At 53.8% G+C, this 14,982-nt stretch carries 14 protein-coding genes; 6 read left to right on the plus strand and 8 right to left on the minus strand.

Going from position 1 to position 14,982, the window contains the following annotated elements; genetic code table 11:
- Nucleotides 1–44: 44 nt before the first annotated feature.
- The 8 genes from ACOJWD_RS12795 to ACOJWD_RS12830 form a co-directional block, all read right to left on the minus strand.
- Nucleotides 45–1,811 carry a glycoside hydrolase family 15 protein gene (locus ACOJWD_RS12795; protein ID WP_486993622.1) on the minus strand — a complete coding sequence of 589 codons (1,767 nt, stop codon included), beginning with the start codon at nucleotides 1,809–1,811 and terminating at the stop codon, nucleotides 45–47.
- Nucleotides 1,812–1,963: 152 nt separating this feature from the next.
- Nucleotides 1,964–3,220: an MBL fold metallo-hydrolase gene (locus ACOJWD_RS12800; RefSeq protein ID WP_486993623.1), complete on the minus strand. Its 1,257-nt coding sequence runs from the start codon at nucleotides 3,218–3,220 to the stop codon at nucleotides 1,964–1,966.
- Nucleotides 3,221–3,244: 24 nt separating this feature from the next.
- Nucleotides 3,245–3,931 (minus strand): HAD family hydrolase, encoded by a 687-nt coding sequence (locus ACOJWD_RS12805; protein ID WP_486993624.1) that lies wholly within the window; start codon nucleotides 3,929–3,931, stop codon nucleotides 3,245–3,247.
- A 33-nt stretch (nucleotides 3,932–3,964) separates the two neighbouring features.
- Nucleotides 3,965–4,837: a carbohydrate ABC transporter permease gene (locus tag ACOJWD_RS12810; RefSeq protein WP_486993625.1), complete on the minus strand. Its 873-nt coding sequence runs from the start codon at nucleotides 4,835–4,837 to the stop codon at nucleotides 3,965–3,967.
- 21 nt (nucleotides 4,838–4,858) lie between these two features.
- Nucleotides 4,859–6,175, minus strand: a complete 1,317-nt coding sequence (locus tag ACOJWD_RS12815) for an ABC transporter substrate-binding protein (RefSeq protein WP_486993626.1) — start codon at nucleotides 6,173–6,175, stop codon at nucleotides 4,859–4,861.
- Nucleotides 6,176–6,232: 57 nt separating this feature from the next.
- Nucleotides 6,233–7,114, minus strand: coding sequence for a carbohydrate ABC transporter permease (locus tag ACOJWD_RS12820; protein WP_486993627.1), 882 nt, complete (start codon nucleotides 7,112–7,114; stop codon nucleotides 6,233–6,235).
- Between the two features lie 244 nt (nucleotides 7,115–7,358).
- Nucleotides 7,359–7,763, minus strand: coding sequence for a hypothetical protein (locus ACOJWD_RS12825; protein WP_486993628.1), 405 nt, complete (start codon nucleotides 7,761–7,763; stop codon nucleotides 7,359–7,361).
- Nucleotides 7,764–8,132: 369 nt separating this feature from the next.
- Nucleotides 8,133–8,306, minus strand: coding sequence for a hypothetical protein (locus ACOJWD_RS12830; RefSeq protein ID WP_486993629.1), 174 nt, complete (start codon nucleotides 8,304–8,306; stop codon nucleotides 8,133–8,135).
- Between the two features lie 193 nt (nucleotides 8,307–8,499).
- Between ACOJWD_RS12830 and ACOJWD_RS12835 the strand changes: the two genes are divergently transcribed.
- The 6 genes from ACOJWD_RS12835 (at nucleotide 8,500) to ACOJWD_RS12860 (ending at nucleotide 14,917) form a co-directional block, all read left to right on the plus strand.
- The gene (locus ACOJWD_RS12835) at nucleotides 8,500–9,282 is read left to right on the plus strand and encodes an SDR family oxidoreductase (RefSeq protein ID WP_486993630.1); all 783 of its coding nucleotides are present in this window, start codon (nucleotides 8,500–8,502) and stop codon (nucleotides 9,280–9,282) included.
- Nucleotides 9,283–9,316: 34 nt separating this feature from the next.
- A complete protein-coding gene (pdhA, locus tag ACOJWD_RS12840; protein WP_486993631.1) occupies nucleotides 9,317–10,393 on the plus strand; it encodes a pyruvate dehydrogenase (acetyl-transferring) E1 component subunit alpha in 1,077 nt (358 codons plus the stop codon).
- Nucleotides 10,386–11,360, plus strand: coding sequence for an alpha-ketoacid dehydrogenase subunit beta (locus tag ACOJWD_RS12845; RefSeq protein WP_486993632.1), 975 nt, complete (start codon nucleotides 10,386–10,388; stop codon nucleotides 11,358–11,360). The genes pdhA and ACOJWD_RS12845 overlap by 8 nt, the downstream gene beginning before the upstream one ends.
- Nucleotides 11,361–11,377: 17 nt before the next feature.
- The gene (locus ACOJWD_RS12850) at nucleotides 11,378–12,649 is read left to right on the plus strand and encodes a dihydrolipoamide acetyltransferase family protein (RefSeq protein WP_486993633.1); all 1,272 of its coding nucleotides are present in this window, start codon (nucleotides 11,378–11,380) and stop codon (nucleotides 12,647–12,649) included.
- Nucleotide 12,650: 1 nt separating this feature from the next.
- The gene (gene lpdA / locus ACOJWD_RS12855) at nucleotides 12,651–14,075 is read left to right on the plus strand and encodes a dihydrolipoyl dehydrogenase (RefSeq protein WP_486993634.1); all 1,425 of its coding nucleotides are present in this window, start codon (nucleotides 12,651–12,653) and stop codon (nucleotides 14,073–14,075) included.
- A gap of 62 nt (nucleotides 14,076–14,137) precedes the next feature.
- Nucleotides 14,138–14,917 (plus strand): 3'(2'),5'-bisphosphate nucleotidase CysQ family protein, encoded by a 780-nt coding sequence (locus ACOJWD_RS12860; protein ID WP_486993635.1) that lies wholly within the window; start codon nucleotides 14,138–14,140, stop codon nucleotides 14,915–14,917.
- Nucleotides 14,918–14,982: the final 65 nt, after the last annotated feature.

The raw sequence follows: 14,982 nt of genomic DNA on the forward strand, positions 1-14,982 counted from the left end.
AGAGAGCAGGGGACCAGATCGCAATGCGGTCTGGTCCCCCTTCCCTATGGGCGCAACGTCAAAAGTGGGGCTCCGCAGAGCACACGCGAGCGTTCTGCAAGCGTCATGACGAGACCCGTATGCGAAAACAGTTGCGGAAAGTTTCCTCGCACCTCACCGCTTTCGGAGTCCACGTGCTCGCCATACAAACCGAGGGGCGTGGCGAGTTGGACATGCTGATTAATGACGCGGTCCGCCCCTGCCACATCGCCCTGTCGCAACAAAATTCTCGCATACCAAAAGCCGGCTAAAATAAAGGGATGGCGCGCTTGACCCAAGTCATCTTGGCGATATCGATAAACAAAATCATGATCGAGCAAGGATTCCCGAATGGATCTCATGGTGGCGGCGAACAGCGGATCGGTGACAGGGACGAAGTCATACAGCGGAAGCACTAATAGCGCCGCATCTGTTGCCGTGATGCCGGGTCTCGGCACGAAGAGACCATGGTGCTGGGCATCCTCACGAATGGAGTCGCCAATGCGATCGGCGACACGTTTCCAGCGGTCGGCTCTTTGGGTGTATCCCAGGGTTTGGGCCAAATGATGGACCGACTGCAGTCCGACCCAATTCATTAATCGTGAGTGGGTATGATGGCCGCGAATCGTGCGATACTCCCACAGTGACGCATCTTGCTGAGTCCAGGTGTGGCGCATCCATTCCCCTAGCGCTTCCAGTGCCCACCAGTGGTGACGCAGCCAACCATGGTCTGGTTGCGCCTTGTGCAATTGGAAAACCAGCCATAAAACGCTTCCAGCCAAATCTAACTGTAGTTGGTGTATGGCGCCGTTGCCTGCTCGAGCTGGCCGAGATTCGGCATGCCCAGACAGCCATAAAAGGTCTCTCTCACCGTCAGGAAGGGTGCCATCGACGCGGACAAATGGGGCCGGAAATACCCGCTCTGTCGGTGACACGATGCTTAATAAGAATTCCGCAATCCGTCGGGCGCCGGTGGTATCTCCAGATAGCAGCAGGGCCTCGGCAGCATAGGCACTATCACGCACCCACACATAGCGATAATCCCACTGGCGCGATTCCCCCGGAATTTCCGGAAGCGACGTGGTGGCCGCTGCGATCGGTGCGCCGGTGGGGCGATAGGTGAGGGCACGCATGATTTCTAAGCTGCGTTGAAACAGCTCTTGGTGGGGTCCGTCATAGGCTTGGCGAGCCGCTGTCCAATAGCTGGCTGCAAGTGCCCATTGTTGGTCAGGATCGCCTGATATCGGACGATTGAGCCAGCGCATATCTGCAGGTTGTTCAGCGCCAATGCGAATGACCACGGTGGTTTCACCAGGATCGATAATCCACTGATCGATCCGGTCGGTAGCGTGGTGTGGACCATGAATAATAAGTTGCGCTAATTCCGGTCCATGTGGGTTTTGATAGCGCATTCCCGCTGCGGTCGGATAATAAGCAGGACGTACCGCGCCGTATCCAAACGCTGGGCGGCAGGTGAGTCGCATGGGAATGGTGGTACGACACCGCAACCAGACTGCCGTGCGGCCCATACTCATCCAGGTCCTGACGGTCGCCTCGCCCGTATCGGTGGTGAACTGGGTTTCTAGACACAGTCCGTCAGGAAGATAGCGCTGCTGAACATCGTCAAAGCGATCCGGTTCTAAGCTGAGATACCCACCGCTATGCTTATCAAGTAGTCTTCCAAAAATCGTTGGGCCGTCAAAGCGGGGAACAGGAAGCCAGTCAATGGCGCCTGTGGGCCCTGCTAGGAGTGCCGTCATACCGTTACCGAGAATTGCGTAAAATGGTTTCATGGTTTCTCGCCTTCTGCATAGCGTTGTATCGGAATCTTTTACAAGAGTAGTCACTTGTCTTGCGTCTGTCAAAGCTTACACCGGGGTTCACAGGAAAACACACCGGCGTGCTCGCTAGTGTGTTTGAACAGAAAAAAGTGATTCCGTGTCGGCTATCGTCCAGCCAGTGAATACCGCCGCCCTCCGCGCTGCGGAAGCCACCGAACCGTTCCCGGTGGGGGGATCAGACGATCGGGTTCTTGACTGTGTAAGGGAAACAATATCTCCGGGGCGATAGTTTCCACTAAGAGGTTCAAGTCATCCGGGCTGGCGTGTCCACCCGTACCGATAGACCAAAATGGCGTATGGGTATGCTTGAGCCAGTCTTGAAGGATGTCCCAGCTTGGGTCAAAGGGTCCCAGCGGTTCCCCGTTGGCATGGACATAGACTGAACCCGGACCAACCGGTAGGTCAAGTAGCAAGGGCAGATTGTCCACCGCTAATTGAATAACATAGCGATCGGCATGACGCTCGATGTCATCAAGAGGGACCGAGTCCAATCGTTCAATGCCGGGTAGTCCCATGTGCTCTAAGAACGTCGCGGTGCTATTCGGCCACAGCAACTGGCGGCCATTTTTGGTGGCAATATCGAGAAATGCGGCCACCCGTTCGATGTTGCGAGGATACATGGATAAAAGGACTAATCCCGGTGTGGCTGACAGAATCTCCTGCCATTTGGTGTCGACATCCCACTCACTGGGCTGGAAACTGCGAAAGCCAAAGGATAAGGTGGTGCCTTCAATCACGAGGGCACGCGCTCCACGCACTTTCGAGGCAAACTGCAGGCTTTTCTCGGGGTGTCGTCCATGTAGTCGAATATCGCCAGTAAAGGCCACTATGCCATCTTCAGTCTCTACAGCGTAACCCGACGCGCCAATCACATCGTGGTCGACGGGATACCGAGTAATGCGGAAGGGACCAAACGACACCGCTTGGTGATCTTCCATGGGGAGTAAGGTTGGTATCCCGCCTTCAACCGATTCTCCCGCGACGGCAAGAGCATCCATGATACGTTTCGTATCGGGAGAGGCATAAATGGGGATGGCCGGATCGACCCATCCGGTGAGACCAATATGATCAATATGCGCGTGGGTAATAAAGAGGGCGGTTTTTCCGTCCGTGCCCCCAGCTAATCCCGTGGATGCGAGCGCATCGGAACGAAACAGATGGGCAATAGCGGGGGCTCCACCGATGCGTAGTCGGTCTCTGAGCACGTGACCGTCTCGGGGATGCACCGGGCCTCGGAAAAGCCCGGACCCCGGGCTAAAGTCCAGTCCCATGTCCAGCAACACGCGCCATCCCCCTTGTTCAATGACAATCTTGCTGGAGCCAATGACACCTACTCCACCCCAAAAACTAATGTCCGCCATCGTCAACTTCTCCTCTCCGGTGCATTATGAATGTATAAGGCGTGCCACCCATTCGTATAGACTCGGCAACACCTCTTCAATGACGTGGCCATGCACAGTGGACGGACCAGGAAAGTATCCGTGAGGACTAATGTGTGCAGTAAACCATCCGTCCGCGAGGGCAGGCGCTATGTCATTGCGATAATTGTCCCCGACACTGGCGGTAAGTTGAGGATCGGCGGGACCTCCCCAGAGGGATTCGGCCGCGGAAATTAGTCCCGCCGGCTTACCGGCGCTGGGCGTCACGTGGTCGAAAAATGACAAAAGACCTAATCGCTCCAAAAGCGGGAAGGCCGCCTCGGCTGGGCTGTTGGAGGCACAGGCAAGGGTGACTCGGCCCTGCATCTCCTGAAGGAAGCGCCGCAGATCTGAAGAGACTTCTAATGGGCAGGTGTCCTGAAGCATGTACTGACGGGTCTCTAGAAAGGCATGATTCCAGAGATCAGCATAGCGATCTTCTGGGAGGAAGGGCGAGGACAACTGCACCACCGCTTCCCAATTGTCCCCGGCGACCACCCCAGGGACGCCATTTAAATGTTGCTCTACCAGGTGTAAATAGTGATCGTGATCCTGAGGTGCCATCTCGCGCGCGATCACGTCAGCATAAAAGCGAAACGGGGCGTCTCCACAATAGAGAGTACCGTCAAAATCAAATAAAATGAGTGCGTTCATGGATGTCGAGTCCTTTCGATAGAGTCCGATACACTAGCCCTTGACACCTCCGCTACTGGCGTAGGCCCCAGCTAGAAACTGCTTTTGGGCAACAAGAAATAGTATCATGACCGGAATCGTTGTAAATACCACGGCCGCAGAAAGTCCCGTCCAATCCGTACCATTGGTGCCAAGAAAGGTAGCCAGGCCAACTTCGATGGGTTGCACCGAAGGACTGCTGGTCATAATGTACGGCCATAAGAAACTATTCCACGAGCCGAGAAACACGTAGAGGCCGATGGTAATCAGTGCCGGTTTCGCCATGGGCATGGCGATGCGCCATAAAAAGCGTAATCGTGATGCGCCATCAAGAGCTGCAGCTTCCATGAGCTCTGGCGGAAAAGCTAAAAAGAATTGTCGCAAAAGGAAAATACCAAACACCGACGCTCCCCAGGGAACGATTTGAGCCCAATAGGTGTTGAGCCAGTGGATGTCTCGCAACAAAATATAATCGGGAATCAAAAGTACCGTCTGCGGAATCATCATAATGGCGAGAAAGCTGGCAAATAACAATGCTTTGCCGGGAAATTCAAGCATACCAAACGCAAATCCAGCCAGCAGTGAGGTAACCAGCACAATGAGTGTTGTCAGGCCTGCGATAAAGACCGTATTAGCAAAATAGCGTAACCATGGTGCCTGTGACCACGCCAGAACATAGTTTTGCCATTGCCAGTGCGGGATAAACACCGGCGGGAATTGCAGCACCTGATTGGGACTATTGAGAGACGTCACAATAACCCAATAAAACGGGAAGAGAAACAACACCACAAGAACGATCCCGATGAGCCACTGCCACCAAGGCCATCGGCGCCTCAAAAGAGGCGCTCTGGTGGTCTGGGGAGCGGGAGAAGTCGGCTTAGACAACATATTTCCGCATCCTTCCCGGTACTATGAATTGGCGCTTGATAAGGCCTGCTCGGCCGCCGTTTGGGCCTGACTGAGGGCTTGACTGACCGATTCGTGACCGACGGTCGCCTCCTGAATGGCTGTCGCTAGGTCACCGGTGGCCTGCGTCATTCCGGCGACCGGGGGAACTTCTCGGGCTGCACTGAGCGACTCAGCGGCAATCTTTTGGTAGGGATTAGCGGCGTAATAACTTCCCATAAGGCTCACCGCAGACTTGGTGACTGGAAGATATCCAGTATGCGTGGCCCAATAAGCGGTTTCGGTGGGGCTAGCCAACCACTTCATGAAAGTCCACGCCGCATTTTTCTGGGCGGTGGTGGCACTTTGAAACATCACGATGTTGGTTCCTTGCAGCACATTGCCTTCCCCGGCTGGGCCACTCGGGAAAGCTGCCACACCCATCTTGAATTTGCCGCCGATGGCCTCTTGGTTGTAGTAATAGCTTGCTATGGTGGAGAGGTCAAATAAGCTGTGTCCTGAACCCAGTGCGGTTTGGCCGGGATAGTCGGTGCCAAATTTAATGGCGCCCGCCTTATACAAATTCACCAGATAGCTCAGGGCTTGTTGGGCCGCTTTGGAGTCAAAGTCCGGTTTATTGTTCACCATTAAGTGACCACCAAATGCGCGAATCAAGGACACATATACGTAGGTTCCATTTTCAGGACCAGAGGTTGATCCGGGATCGGTGCTCGCTCCCCACGTGTTGGCGCTAGAGTTTGTCACCGCTTTGGCATCGCTGGCAAATTGTGCCCACGTGGTGGGCACCGGGAGGTGGTCTTTTTTCAGCATCGTGGCGTTGTAGTAGAGAACAAAGTCGCTCTTGTTGAAGGGGAACATATACATTTTGCCATTGGTCAAGAACTGATCCTTCCAAATGCCTGACCAGATATTGGACTTTTGAGAAGCCGTCAATCCGTTCGGGCCGTTCACATAGGACGACAGCGGTACGATGGTGCCCGCTTGCGCATAGCTCGCCGCCCAATCTTCATAGGCTTGAGCAATAGTGGGTGCCTGATCAGCAGAAACGGAGGCCTCGATTTTGGTCTCAAGCACACTATAGCTCGACTCCGGAATGAGGGTCACTTTAATGTTTTTGTGGGTTTTTTCGAATTGAGTGACCAAGCTGTTCATGGTGGTGGACAGCGTACCAGACGACATCGCTTCCATGAAGGAGATGGTGACAGGTCCCGATTTGGTGGAGCTTGATGCAGCAGTTGCTGTCGAACTACCGCATCCCGCAGCGATCACACCCACTAAGGACGTTGACATCAGAATGACGGATGCTTTTTTCGAAATCACGTAAAATCCTCCTCAGGCTAATTTGTGAGAGTCATTAAGTCTTATGGGCTATGAGGGTTACTGATAAAAGGTTCGTCTGCGCGAGGCACTCATCTGTAGAACCGTTAGACCTCCAATGATGATAAATAGGATCACGGCCAGCGCAGCCGCAGGTCCGGTGTGGTAAAAGACGAAAGCCGACTGATAAAGAAGGTAACTGACAGTGGTAGTAGACGAAAGCGGTCCGCCTTCAGTCATGGTGAAAAACTGCGTGAACGCTTGCATGGAACCGACCGTCGTGATGATTAACACGAATAGAGTGGTAGGGGATAGGAGAGGCCATGTGACCGTCCAAAACTCACGCCATCGTCCAGCGCCATCAATGCGAGCCGCTTCACGTAATTCGCTGGGAATGGTGGAGAGACCCGCCATGAAAATAATCACGTCGAATCCCAAGCTATGCCACAGCGTATAAAGAATCACGCCAATTAACGCGGTATGCGGACTCTCAAGCCATCCCAATTCAGGCAGGTGGAGGCCGTGTAAAATTCCATTCAGCAGTCCGAACTGAGGATTGAAAATCCAAATCCAGACAATCGAGGTGGCCACAATAGGGGTCACATAGGGAGAAAATACCGAGAGACGCACAAATCCCCGACCGGCAAAGTTGCGCATGAGGACCAACGCGATTGCGAGAGCAATGGCCAATCCGACCGGAACGGTTCCGATCACGAAGTAGAGCGACACCAAAAGGCTGTGCCAAAATGCTGACGAGGTTACTAATCCCTTGTAGTTAGCTAGTCCGACAAAATAGGACAGCTTAGCGTTTAAAAAATTCCAGTTAAAGAAACTGATGTAGAGCACGAAAATCGCCGGCAATATCGTGAATGATAAAAAGATCAAGGCTGCCGGGCTCATGTACAGATAGGCCATACGGGTTCGCGTGAGTCGTGAAATCATGGCATGCAACTTCCCTCGTTCGAGTATGGTGTCACCATGGTCATCGGACGAACTCCTTAAGTAGCTATGTTTGTGATTCGTTAAGCCACCGACATGAACCATACCATGCGAAGTGACCAGGCATTACACACAACTATTCACCGTGGTCAGCTCAAAATCCTGCTATATTCGACAAACTTTCGACCACAGGACGCATTTTACGCGAAGATTGTTATGCGGCGATGTCGTTTAGGTTAAGAAATCGTTACGCTCCAGACGAGGAAGGAGGATCGTCTTCCCATTGTACCGTGACCACCCAGCGAAGATTGCCTGTGCTTCGCAAATCCAATGGCCGAGGACTGCGCGGCGTATGGCCGTCCAAAACCACCCAGCCTGCTTGCGGTGGAATTCCGATAGGGCGGTGAGAGATGGCTTGAAGTCGGCGAGAGAGTTCGCTGCGATGACTGGTGGCAACAGTTTGCTGAATTTCTGCGAGGGCCTGGCTAATGGTGTCAGAAATTGAGAAGTCATCAGGACCGCGATAGAGGCGTGCCGTGATGATGGTGGCGGCAGGTACTCCGTCTGGAGTCCACCGGTGAAGAGCGACTTGTACGTCGTCACGCGCTCGTTCCTCAGATGATGTCGTCACGACCCAATATTGTGTCCACATCCCGTGTATTCCTCCTCAACATATCAGGCGGCCTTCGAGGTTCACTCGGATGCGGACGCCCACTTACTAGCTATTATAACAAGCCCACTTGTAGGCAGCTTAGACGGTGGCGTTTTGGGCCGTCAGTCCAGCGGTGTCGTTTTTCGCAAGCCGTGCGTGTGGTGCACCGGATAGGGGAAGACAGCGTCCAGAGGAGTCAAGGACGCGCAATCCGCATAACACAAAAAAGCTATTTGAATCCAACATAAAAAACCCCTCCGAGGGCTCTTTTGCGAGGCAAAAGTAGCTCTAAGGAAGAGGCGATACTACGATTACTGGCTGTATAGGGAATACAAAGACCACTCTCCAAGCGCTAGAACCCCATTGGGCTTAGCGGGCTTCTAGCCCCGTGGCTTCGGCTTGGCGGAACGCGACCCGGCTACTGACTTCGTAGCACTCTGGGCACAATCGCGCCTGGCTGGTCTCCAGCACATCGCGAGACGTTAGGGGTTCATCACAGATTTGGCAATATCCTACTGACTCATACGCTAATGCGTGACGCATATTGAACACCTCATTTTCGGAATTCTTGTACTTGGTTGTTATTATACCAGAAAGATTGGGAATGTGAATACTATCACAAACATTAATTTTTCATTAAGATTTCGCGGAAAATGATTGTGGCACGATATTCTTGCCAAGATCACGCAATTTGGGTAGGGTGATCGAAGAAGCGTCAAGTCAGGGAGGGAATGGAGTGTTACTTAAGAATAAACGGGCGCTAGTCACGGGGAGTTCGCGGGGCATTGGCCGGGCCACAGCCTTGGCATTCGCTCGCGAGGGTGCTGACGTGGTCGTCCATTATCGACGACAGCAGGACGAAGCTCAACAGGTATATGCGGAGATAAAGAAGCTTGGTCGTGAAGCCCTGCTCATTCAAGCCGAACTTGAGCAGCCTGAAGAGGTAGCGCGTCTTTTTGGGACTATCCAGGATGCCTGGGGGGGACTCGACGTTTTTATGGCCAATGCCGCGGCGTCTGCATTCAAACCCCTAATGGAGATTCAGCCTCACCATTTGGACCGCACCTATCGTCTGATCGTGGATAATTTTCTTTTATCGGTTCAACACGCCGTTCCCCTGATGACGGGCGAATTTGGCAGAATCATTACGGTGTCTGGGCATGGTGTGCAATTTACCTTGCCTCGCTACGGCAATATCGCGAGTGCTAAGGCGGCGGTGGAAACCTTGACCCGCTACTTGGCGACCGAACTGGGACCCCAAAATATTACCGTCAATGCCATAGCGCCAGGGGTGATTAGCACGGAGTCCGAGCGATTTTACATGGGAGATAAACTGGAGCAATTCGATCGCGCGTGTGAGCGTGCGACGCCCTTAGGTCGTGTGGGTAGCGCGGAGGACATTGCCGACGTTGCGGTTTTTTTGGCAAGCCATTTAGCGCGCTTTATTACGGGACAAGTAATTGTCGCAGATGGCGGATTAACGCTCAGCTCGGGCCCATTCCAAGAGGTATTGAGTTAACATAGAAGTATATAGAATTACAAGGAGGGATATTGTGGACCCCATAAAGGAGTTTCCCATCCAACGGGTCATCGACGAAGACGGCCAATTGGTGGGAGATCGCACCGACGTGAGCGATGAGCAAATTCTGCAATTTTATCAGCAACTGGTCGCATTGCGGACACTCGATCAGCGAGCATGGAATCTCCAAAGACAAGGTCGTATTGGTACATATCCGCCCTATAGTGGGCAAGAGGCCACTCAACTGGGTGTGGTTAGCGCGTTAAATTCAGAGGATTGGATTTGTGGCAGTTACCGCGACTGGGCTGCTCTCATCAGTGCCGGTGTGCCGATGTCGTATCCGCTTCTGAATAGTATGGGGCATCCGGATTCGGGTCGCATCCCGGAGGGAGTGCAGGCGCTGCCAGTCCAGGTCGTAATTGCCGCCCAGATTTTGCATGCCGTAGGACTTGCTTGGGCCGCGAAACTGAAAAACGAAAAGCGCGTGGCCGTAACCTTTTTTGGCGATGGTGCCACGTCTCAAGGAGACTTTCATGAGGCGCTCAATTTAGCGTCTGTCATGAAAACGCCCACGGTCTTTGTGTGCCAAAATAATCAATGGGCCATCAGTGTTCCGGTGTCGCGACAAATGAACACCGCTACCATTGCGCAGCGGGCATTGGCATACGACATTGAAGGCATTCGACTAGATGGCAACGATGTGATCGCGGTCTATCAAACCCTTCGTTCGGTGGTGGATCGCGTGCGCGCGGGATCGGGTCCGGTGCTGATCGAGGCGGTGACCTATCGGCTTGGGGCCCATACTACGGCTGACGACCCGACGCGCTATCGACCCGAGGAGGATGATCGGCGTCTCAGTCACGGGGAGCCTGTTAGGCGATTAAAACGGTACCTGTTACAGGCAGGCTTGGTTACCGAAGATGAGGCTATTCGTATAGATGATGAGGCGAAGGACCAGGTGGAACGGGCAGTGCAGGATGCAGAAAACTATACGAAGGCTCAACCCGAGTCGGTGTTTGATTTTGTCTATCATGAACTGACCGCCCCGCTCCTAGAGCAGAAGAAAGGATTTGTCCATCGGATCCAGCAAGGGGGGACATACTATGGCTAAAATCACCTTGATTCAGGCGATTAACCAAGCCCTAAAGATTGCCATGGAGCAAGATCCTCGAGTGATGGTGCTAGGCGAGGATGTGGGAAAAAATGGTGGAGTATTTCGGGCCACCGAAGGACTGATCGAGCAGTTCGGGGGAGAGCGCGTCGTGGATACCCCGCTAGCGGAATCGGCGATTGTTGGTGCCTCCGTAGGGCTTGCGGTAGGGGGGATGAGGCCGATTGCGGAAATTCAGTTTCTGGGCTTTATCTATGAAACCGTGGATCAAATTGCGTCGCAGGCTGCCCGGATGCGATTTCGTTCGCAGAGCCGATTTAACGCTCCTCTGGTGATCCGCGCTCCCTATGGTGGAGGCGTCAGAACACCCGAGATTCACTCGGATAGTCTAGAGGCGCTCTTTTGTCACACTCCCGGAATTAAAGTGGTCACTCCGAGTACCCCGTATGACGCCAAGGGGTTGCTGCTGGCGAGTATCCATGACCCTGACCCAGTGCTTTTTATTGAACCCATGAGACTCTATCGTGCATTTCGCGAGGAGGTCCCGGAAGAGGCCTATGAGGTGCCCTTGGGTAAGGCTAGGGTGGCTCGCGAAGGACGCCAGGTGACTGTGATCGCATGGGGTCCGATGGTACCGGTGGCAGAAGCCGCCGCCGATGCTCTTTCCGATCGCATCTCTGTGGAAGTCATTGACCTACGTACCTTAAGTCCGATTGATCATGAAACGTTGCGCTCCAGTGTTCAAAAGACCGGGCATGCCGTAGTGGTCCATGAAGCGGTGCGTAGCGGTGGACTTGGGGCTGAAGTGGCCGCCATTGTTCAAGAGGAAGCCTTCTTGTCCTTGGAAGCACCGGTGCTGCGAATAACCGGCTATGATACCCCTTTCCCTGTACCCTCTATTGAAGACGTGTGGTTACCCGATCGTGATCGGGTCATGGCGGCCATTGATGCCGTGATGAGTTATTAAGCCGAGGAGTGAAAAAAATGGCGGTGTATGAATGGAAGCTCCCTGATGTCGGTGAGGGAATTCATGAAGCCGAAATTATGAAGTGGCACGTGAAAGTGAGCGATGAGGTGGTGCAGGATGCGGTTATCTGCGAACTGCAAACGGACAAGGCGGTCGTCGATATTCCGTCACCTGTCGCCGGACGGGTTAAAGAAATTCGAGCGCAGGAAGGCGACTTGGTGCGCGTGGGTACGGTGGTCATTATTTTTGAGGTCGGGGCCTCTTCGACCACGGCGACCACGAGTACGGAACTGCCAAAAGCGCCCCCCAAAGACAATCCCAACAAGAACCCTAAAGTGATTCCCGATGATACTGCCAGTCCGTCCACTGCCCCGCCACGGCGGGCTTTAGCCACTCCGTCGGTGCGGAAATTAGCTCGTGAGTTGGGAATTGATATTCAGGCGGTTCAAGGGAGCGGTGAAAATGGTCGGGTGCTCCCCGAGGACCTCCGAGCTGCCCGGGCCCGTTCGGCTGAGAGCGGTACCGCGCAGGGGGATGCTCCGGTGGTGGCTGAAAACGTCCTCGTTCCCCCGTTAGATCGCAAAGAAACTCGAATACCTCTGCGTGGGATGAGAAGAAGTATTGCTGAACATATGGTGCGCTCTAAGTATACGGCTCCTCACGTCAGCACTATGGACGAAATTGAGGTTTCGGAACTCGTCGCGATGCGTGAAGCCATGAAAAAGGGATTGCCCGATAATACCGTCAAATTAACCTATTTGCCTTTTGTGATTAAAGCTGTGGTGGCTGCACTGGTGAAGTTTCCGTATTTAAACTCGAGCCTTGATGAAGAGACGCAGGAGATTGTATTAAAGGCATACTATCACATCGGAATTGCCGTCGATGATCCGGAGGGTCTGGTGGTGCCGGTCATCAAAAACGCGGACCAAAAAAGTTTGGTGCAGTTAGCGCATGAGATCCACGATTTGACCACCAAGGCGCACAATCGTCGCTTGTCGCCGGCGGAAGTCACCGGTTCGACCTTTACCATTACTAACTATGGGTCATTTGGAGGGATTTATGCCACTCCGGTGATTAACTACCCTGAAGTGGCCATATTCGGTACCGGACGGATCCAAAAGAGGCCGGTGGTATTACCTGAAAGCGACGACATTGTGGTGCGCCCGGTGCTGAGTGCCTGTCTGACCTTTGATCATCGCGTGGTCGATGGCGGGACCGCAGGACGATTTACCAATCAAGTGCTGCGCTATTTGCATAAACCTTTGGAACTCTTCATGGAGATGAACTGAGATGGTGGTCGGTGAGTTTACGGAAAGTGCAGATTTAGTCATCATTGGAGGGGGCCCAGGAGGGTATGTGGCGGCCATTAGGGCCGCTCAACTTGGGCGTGCCGTCACCTTGATTGAGCGAGATGCTATCGGCGGTGTGTGTCTAAATGTGGGATGCATCCCATCTAAGGCTGTTATTTCCGTGGCGGATGAGCTCGAACGGATAAAAACTGCGTCCCCTCGAGGTATTATGGCAGCGCAGGTACAGGCCGACATGGGGAACCTGCAATCGTTTAAGAATGGCGTGGTACAAAAGCTTACTGGTGGAGTGCGACAGTTATTAGAGGCAAATCGGGTCACCGTGGTGGAAGGAGAGGCACGATTTGTCGATGAGACCCACATTAGGGTGGTGTCGGAGTACGAAAGCAAGAAGATAGAATTTCAACAGGCGATTATTGCCACAGGATCGCGACCGCGCACTCTCCCCGACCTGGCCATCGATGGCCAGGTGATTCTAGGATCGACAGAACTCTTGGCCTTGGACCGTATTCCGCAGCACTTGATTGTCGTTGGGGGAGGATACATTGGTATTGAACTCGGGACCGCGTATCGTAAATTAGGGAGCGAGGTCACCATCGTGGAAATGACGCCAGGGATTCTTCCGGGCATTGACCGGGGGTTAGTACGTCTGGTGGAACGGCGTCTTAAGCAGTTGGGAGTGACGATTAAAACATCCTCTTCTCTAGAAAACTGTGAAGTATCTTCTGGGACGGCGGCGCTGACGATACGTCAAAATGGCGGTACCGAAACGCTCGCAGCGGATACTATTCTCGTGACAGTAGGCCGCATCCCCAATACCGATACCCTCGACTTAAAAGCGGCGGGCATTGTGCCCGATGCACAGGGCCGGATTCCAGTGACGGCCTCGCTCAGTACGAACAACCCACGCGTGGCTGCCATAGGCGATGTGGTCGCCGGGCCGATGTTGGCCCATAAGGCGAGTTATGAGGGGAAAGTAGCGGCGGAGCAGCTAAGTGGGTTACCAAGTATCGTAGACGCCGTCGCAGTTCCCGCAGTTGTGTTCAGCGACCCGGAGATTGCCACAGTGGGGCTAACCGAAGAGGAAGCCCGTGCCCAAGGTTATACACCGCTAGTCGGCCGATTCCCGTTTTCGGCCAATGGTCGCGCGCTCTCCCTCAGTCAGCCGTCAGGCGAAGCGATGGTGGTAGCCGATGCAGAGTCCGGCACCCTTTTGGGAGTGGGGATAGCAGGGGCAGAAGCGTCGACGCTGATTGCCGAAGGTACCTTGGCATTGGAAATGGGCGCTACCTTAGAAGATGTGGCGCTGACCATTCATGCGCATCCGACTATCTCGGAAACGCTGGTCGAAGCGGCCGAAGTCGCTCTCGGTCGTCCTATTCATGTAGCGCCACGAAGGCACCTATAATAGTCCGTCGAGGATAAGACACTGCAGGGAGAGAGATAGGTCAAAGAGGGGACAAGCAGATTATGACGGGGCAAGAACAGTGGGATCTCAGCCAGGCATTAATGCCCGCCCTCATCGCGGCGCGCAAGGCCATTTTAGAGGTGTATCAGAGCGGTGACTTCGGCACTCAAGAAAAGGATGACCGTAGTCCCGTGACCGAAGCCGATCGATGCTCGCACGACATTTTGACTGGCGAGATGCGGGCACTGACGCCGGATATTCCGGTAATCTCCGAAGAGTCTCGCGGTGATGTAGGCGAGGTGCGCGCGGAGCAATACTTTTGGCTGGTGGATCCGCTGGATGGTACCAAGGAGTTTATCCGTCAATCAGGAGAATTTACCATCAATGTTGGCCTCATCGAACCCGGTGGGAGGCCGATATTGGGGCTGATTGACGTGCCAATCGTCGGTAAGACCTATATAGGAATGGACCGTGGGGTGTTTGTGGATGCGGGCACCGGTTGCAATCCATTGCATCCCCAAATCCGGCCCCAACATGACAAAATGGTAGTGGCTTTAAGTCGTAGTCACGAGGGGTTAGCTCAAGAGTGGTTGCGGGAGCATCAGGTCGAGGTATCGGAGATTATGTATGGCGGCTCTGCCCTTAAATTTTGTTGGATTGCTGAAGGACGGGCGGACCTCTACGTACGGTTGAGACCGACCATGGGCTGGGATACAGCTGCTGGTCAAGCGATCGTCGAATCCGCTCACGGGTCCTTAGTGACGATGGAGGGACAGCCCCTTCGGTATCTCCCGGGTGCTCATCGAAATCCTTACTTTGTCGCGAAAAGTCGCTATGCTTAAGGCTGTTGTTTGCCCCCCTGGTGATATGGGGCTTTTTTTCCGATAAGAGTCAAGCCAAGGCCCTC

The organism is Sulfobacillus sp. TH-112, assembly GCF_057473405.1.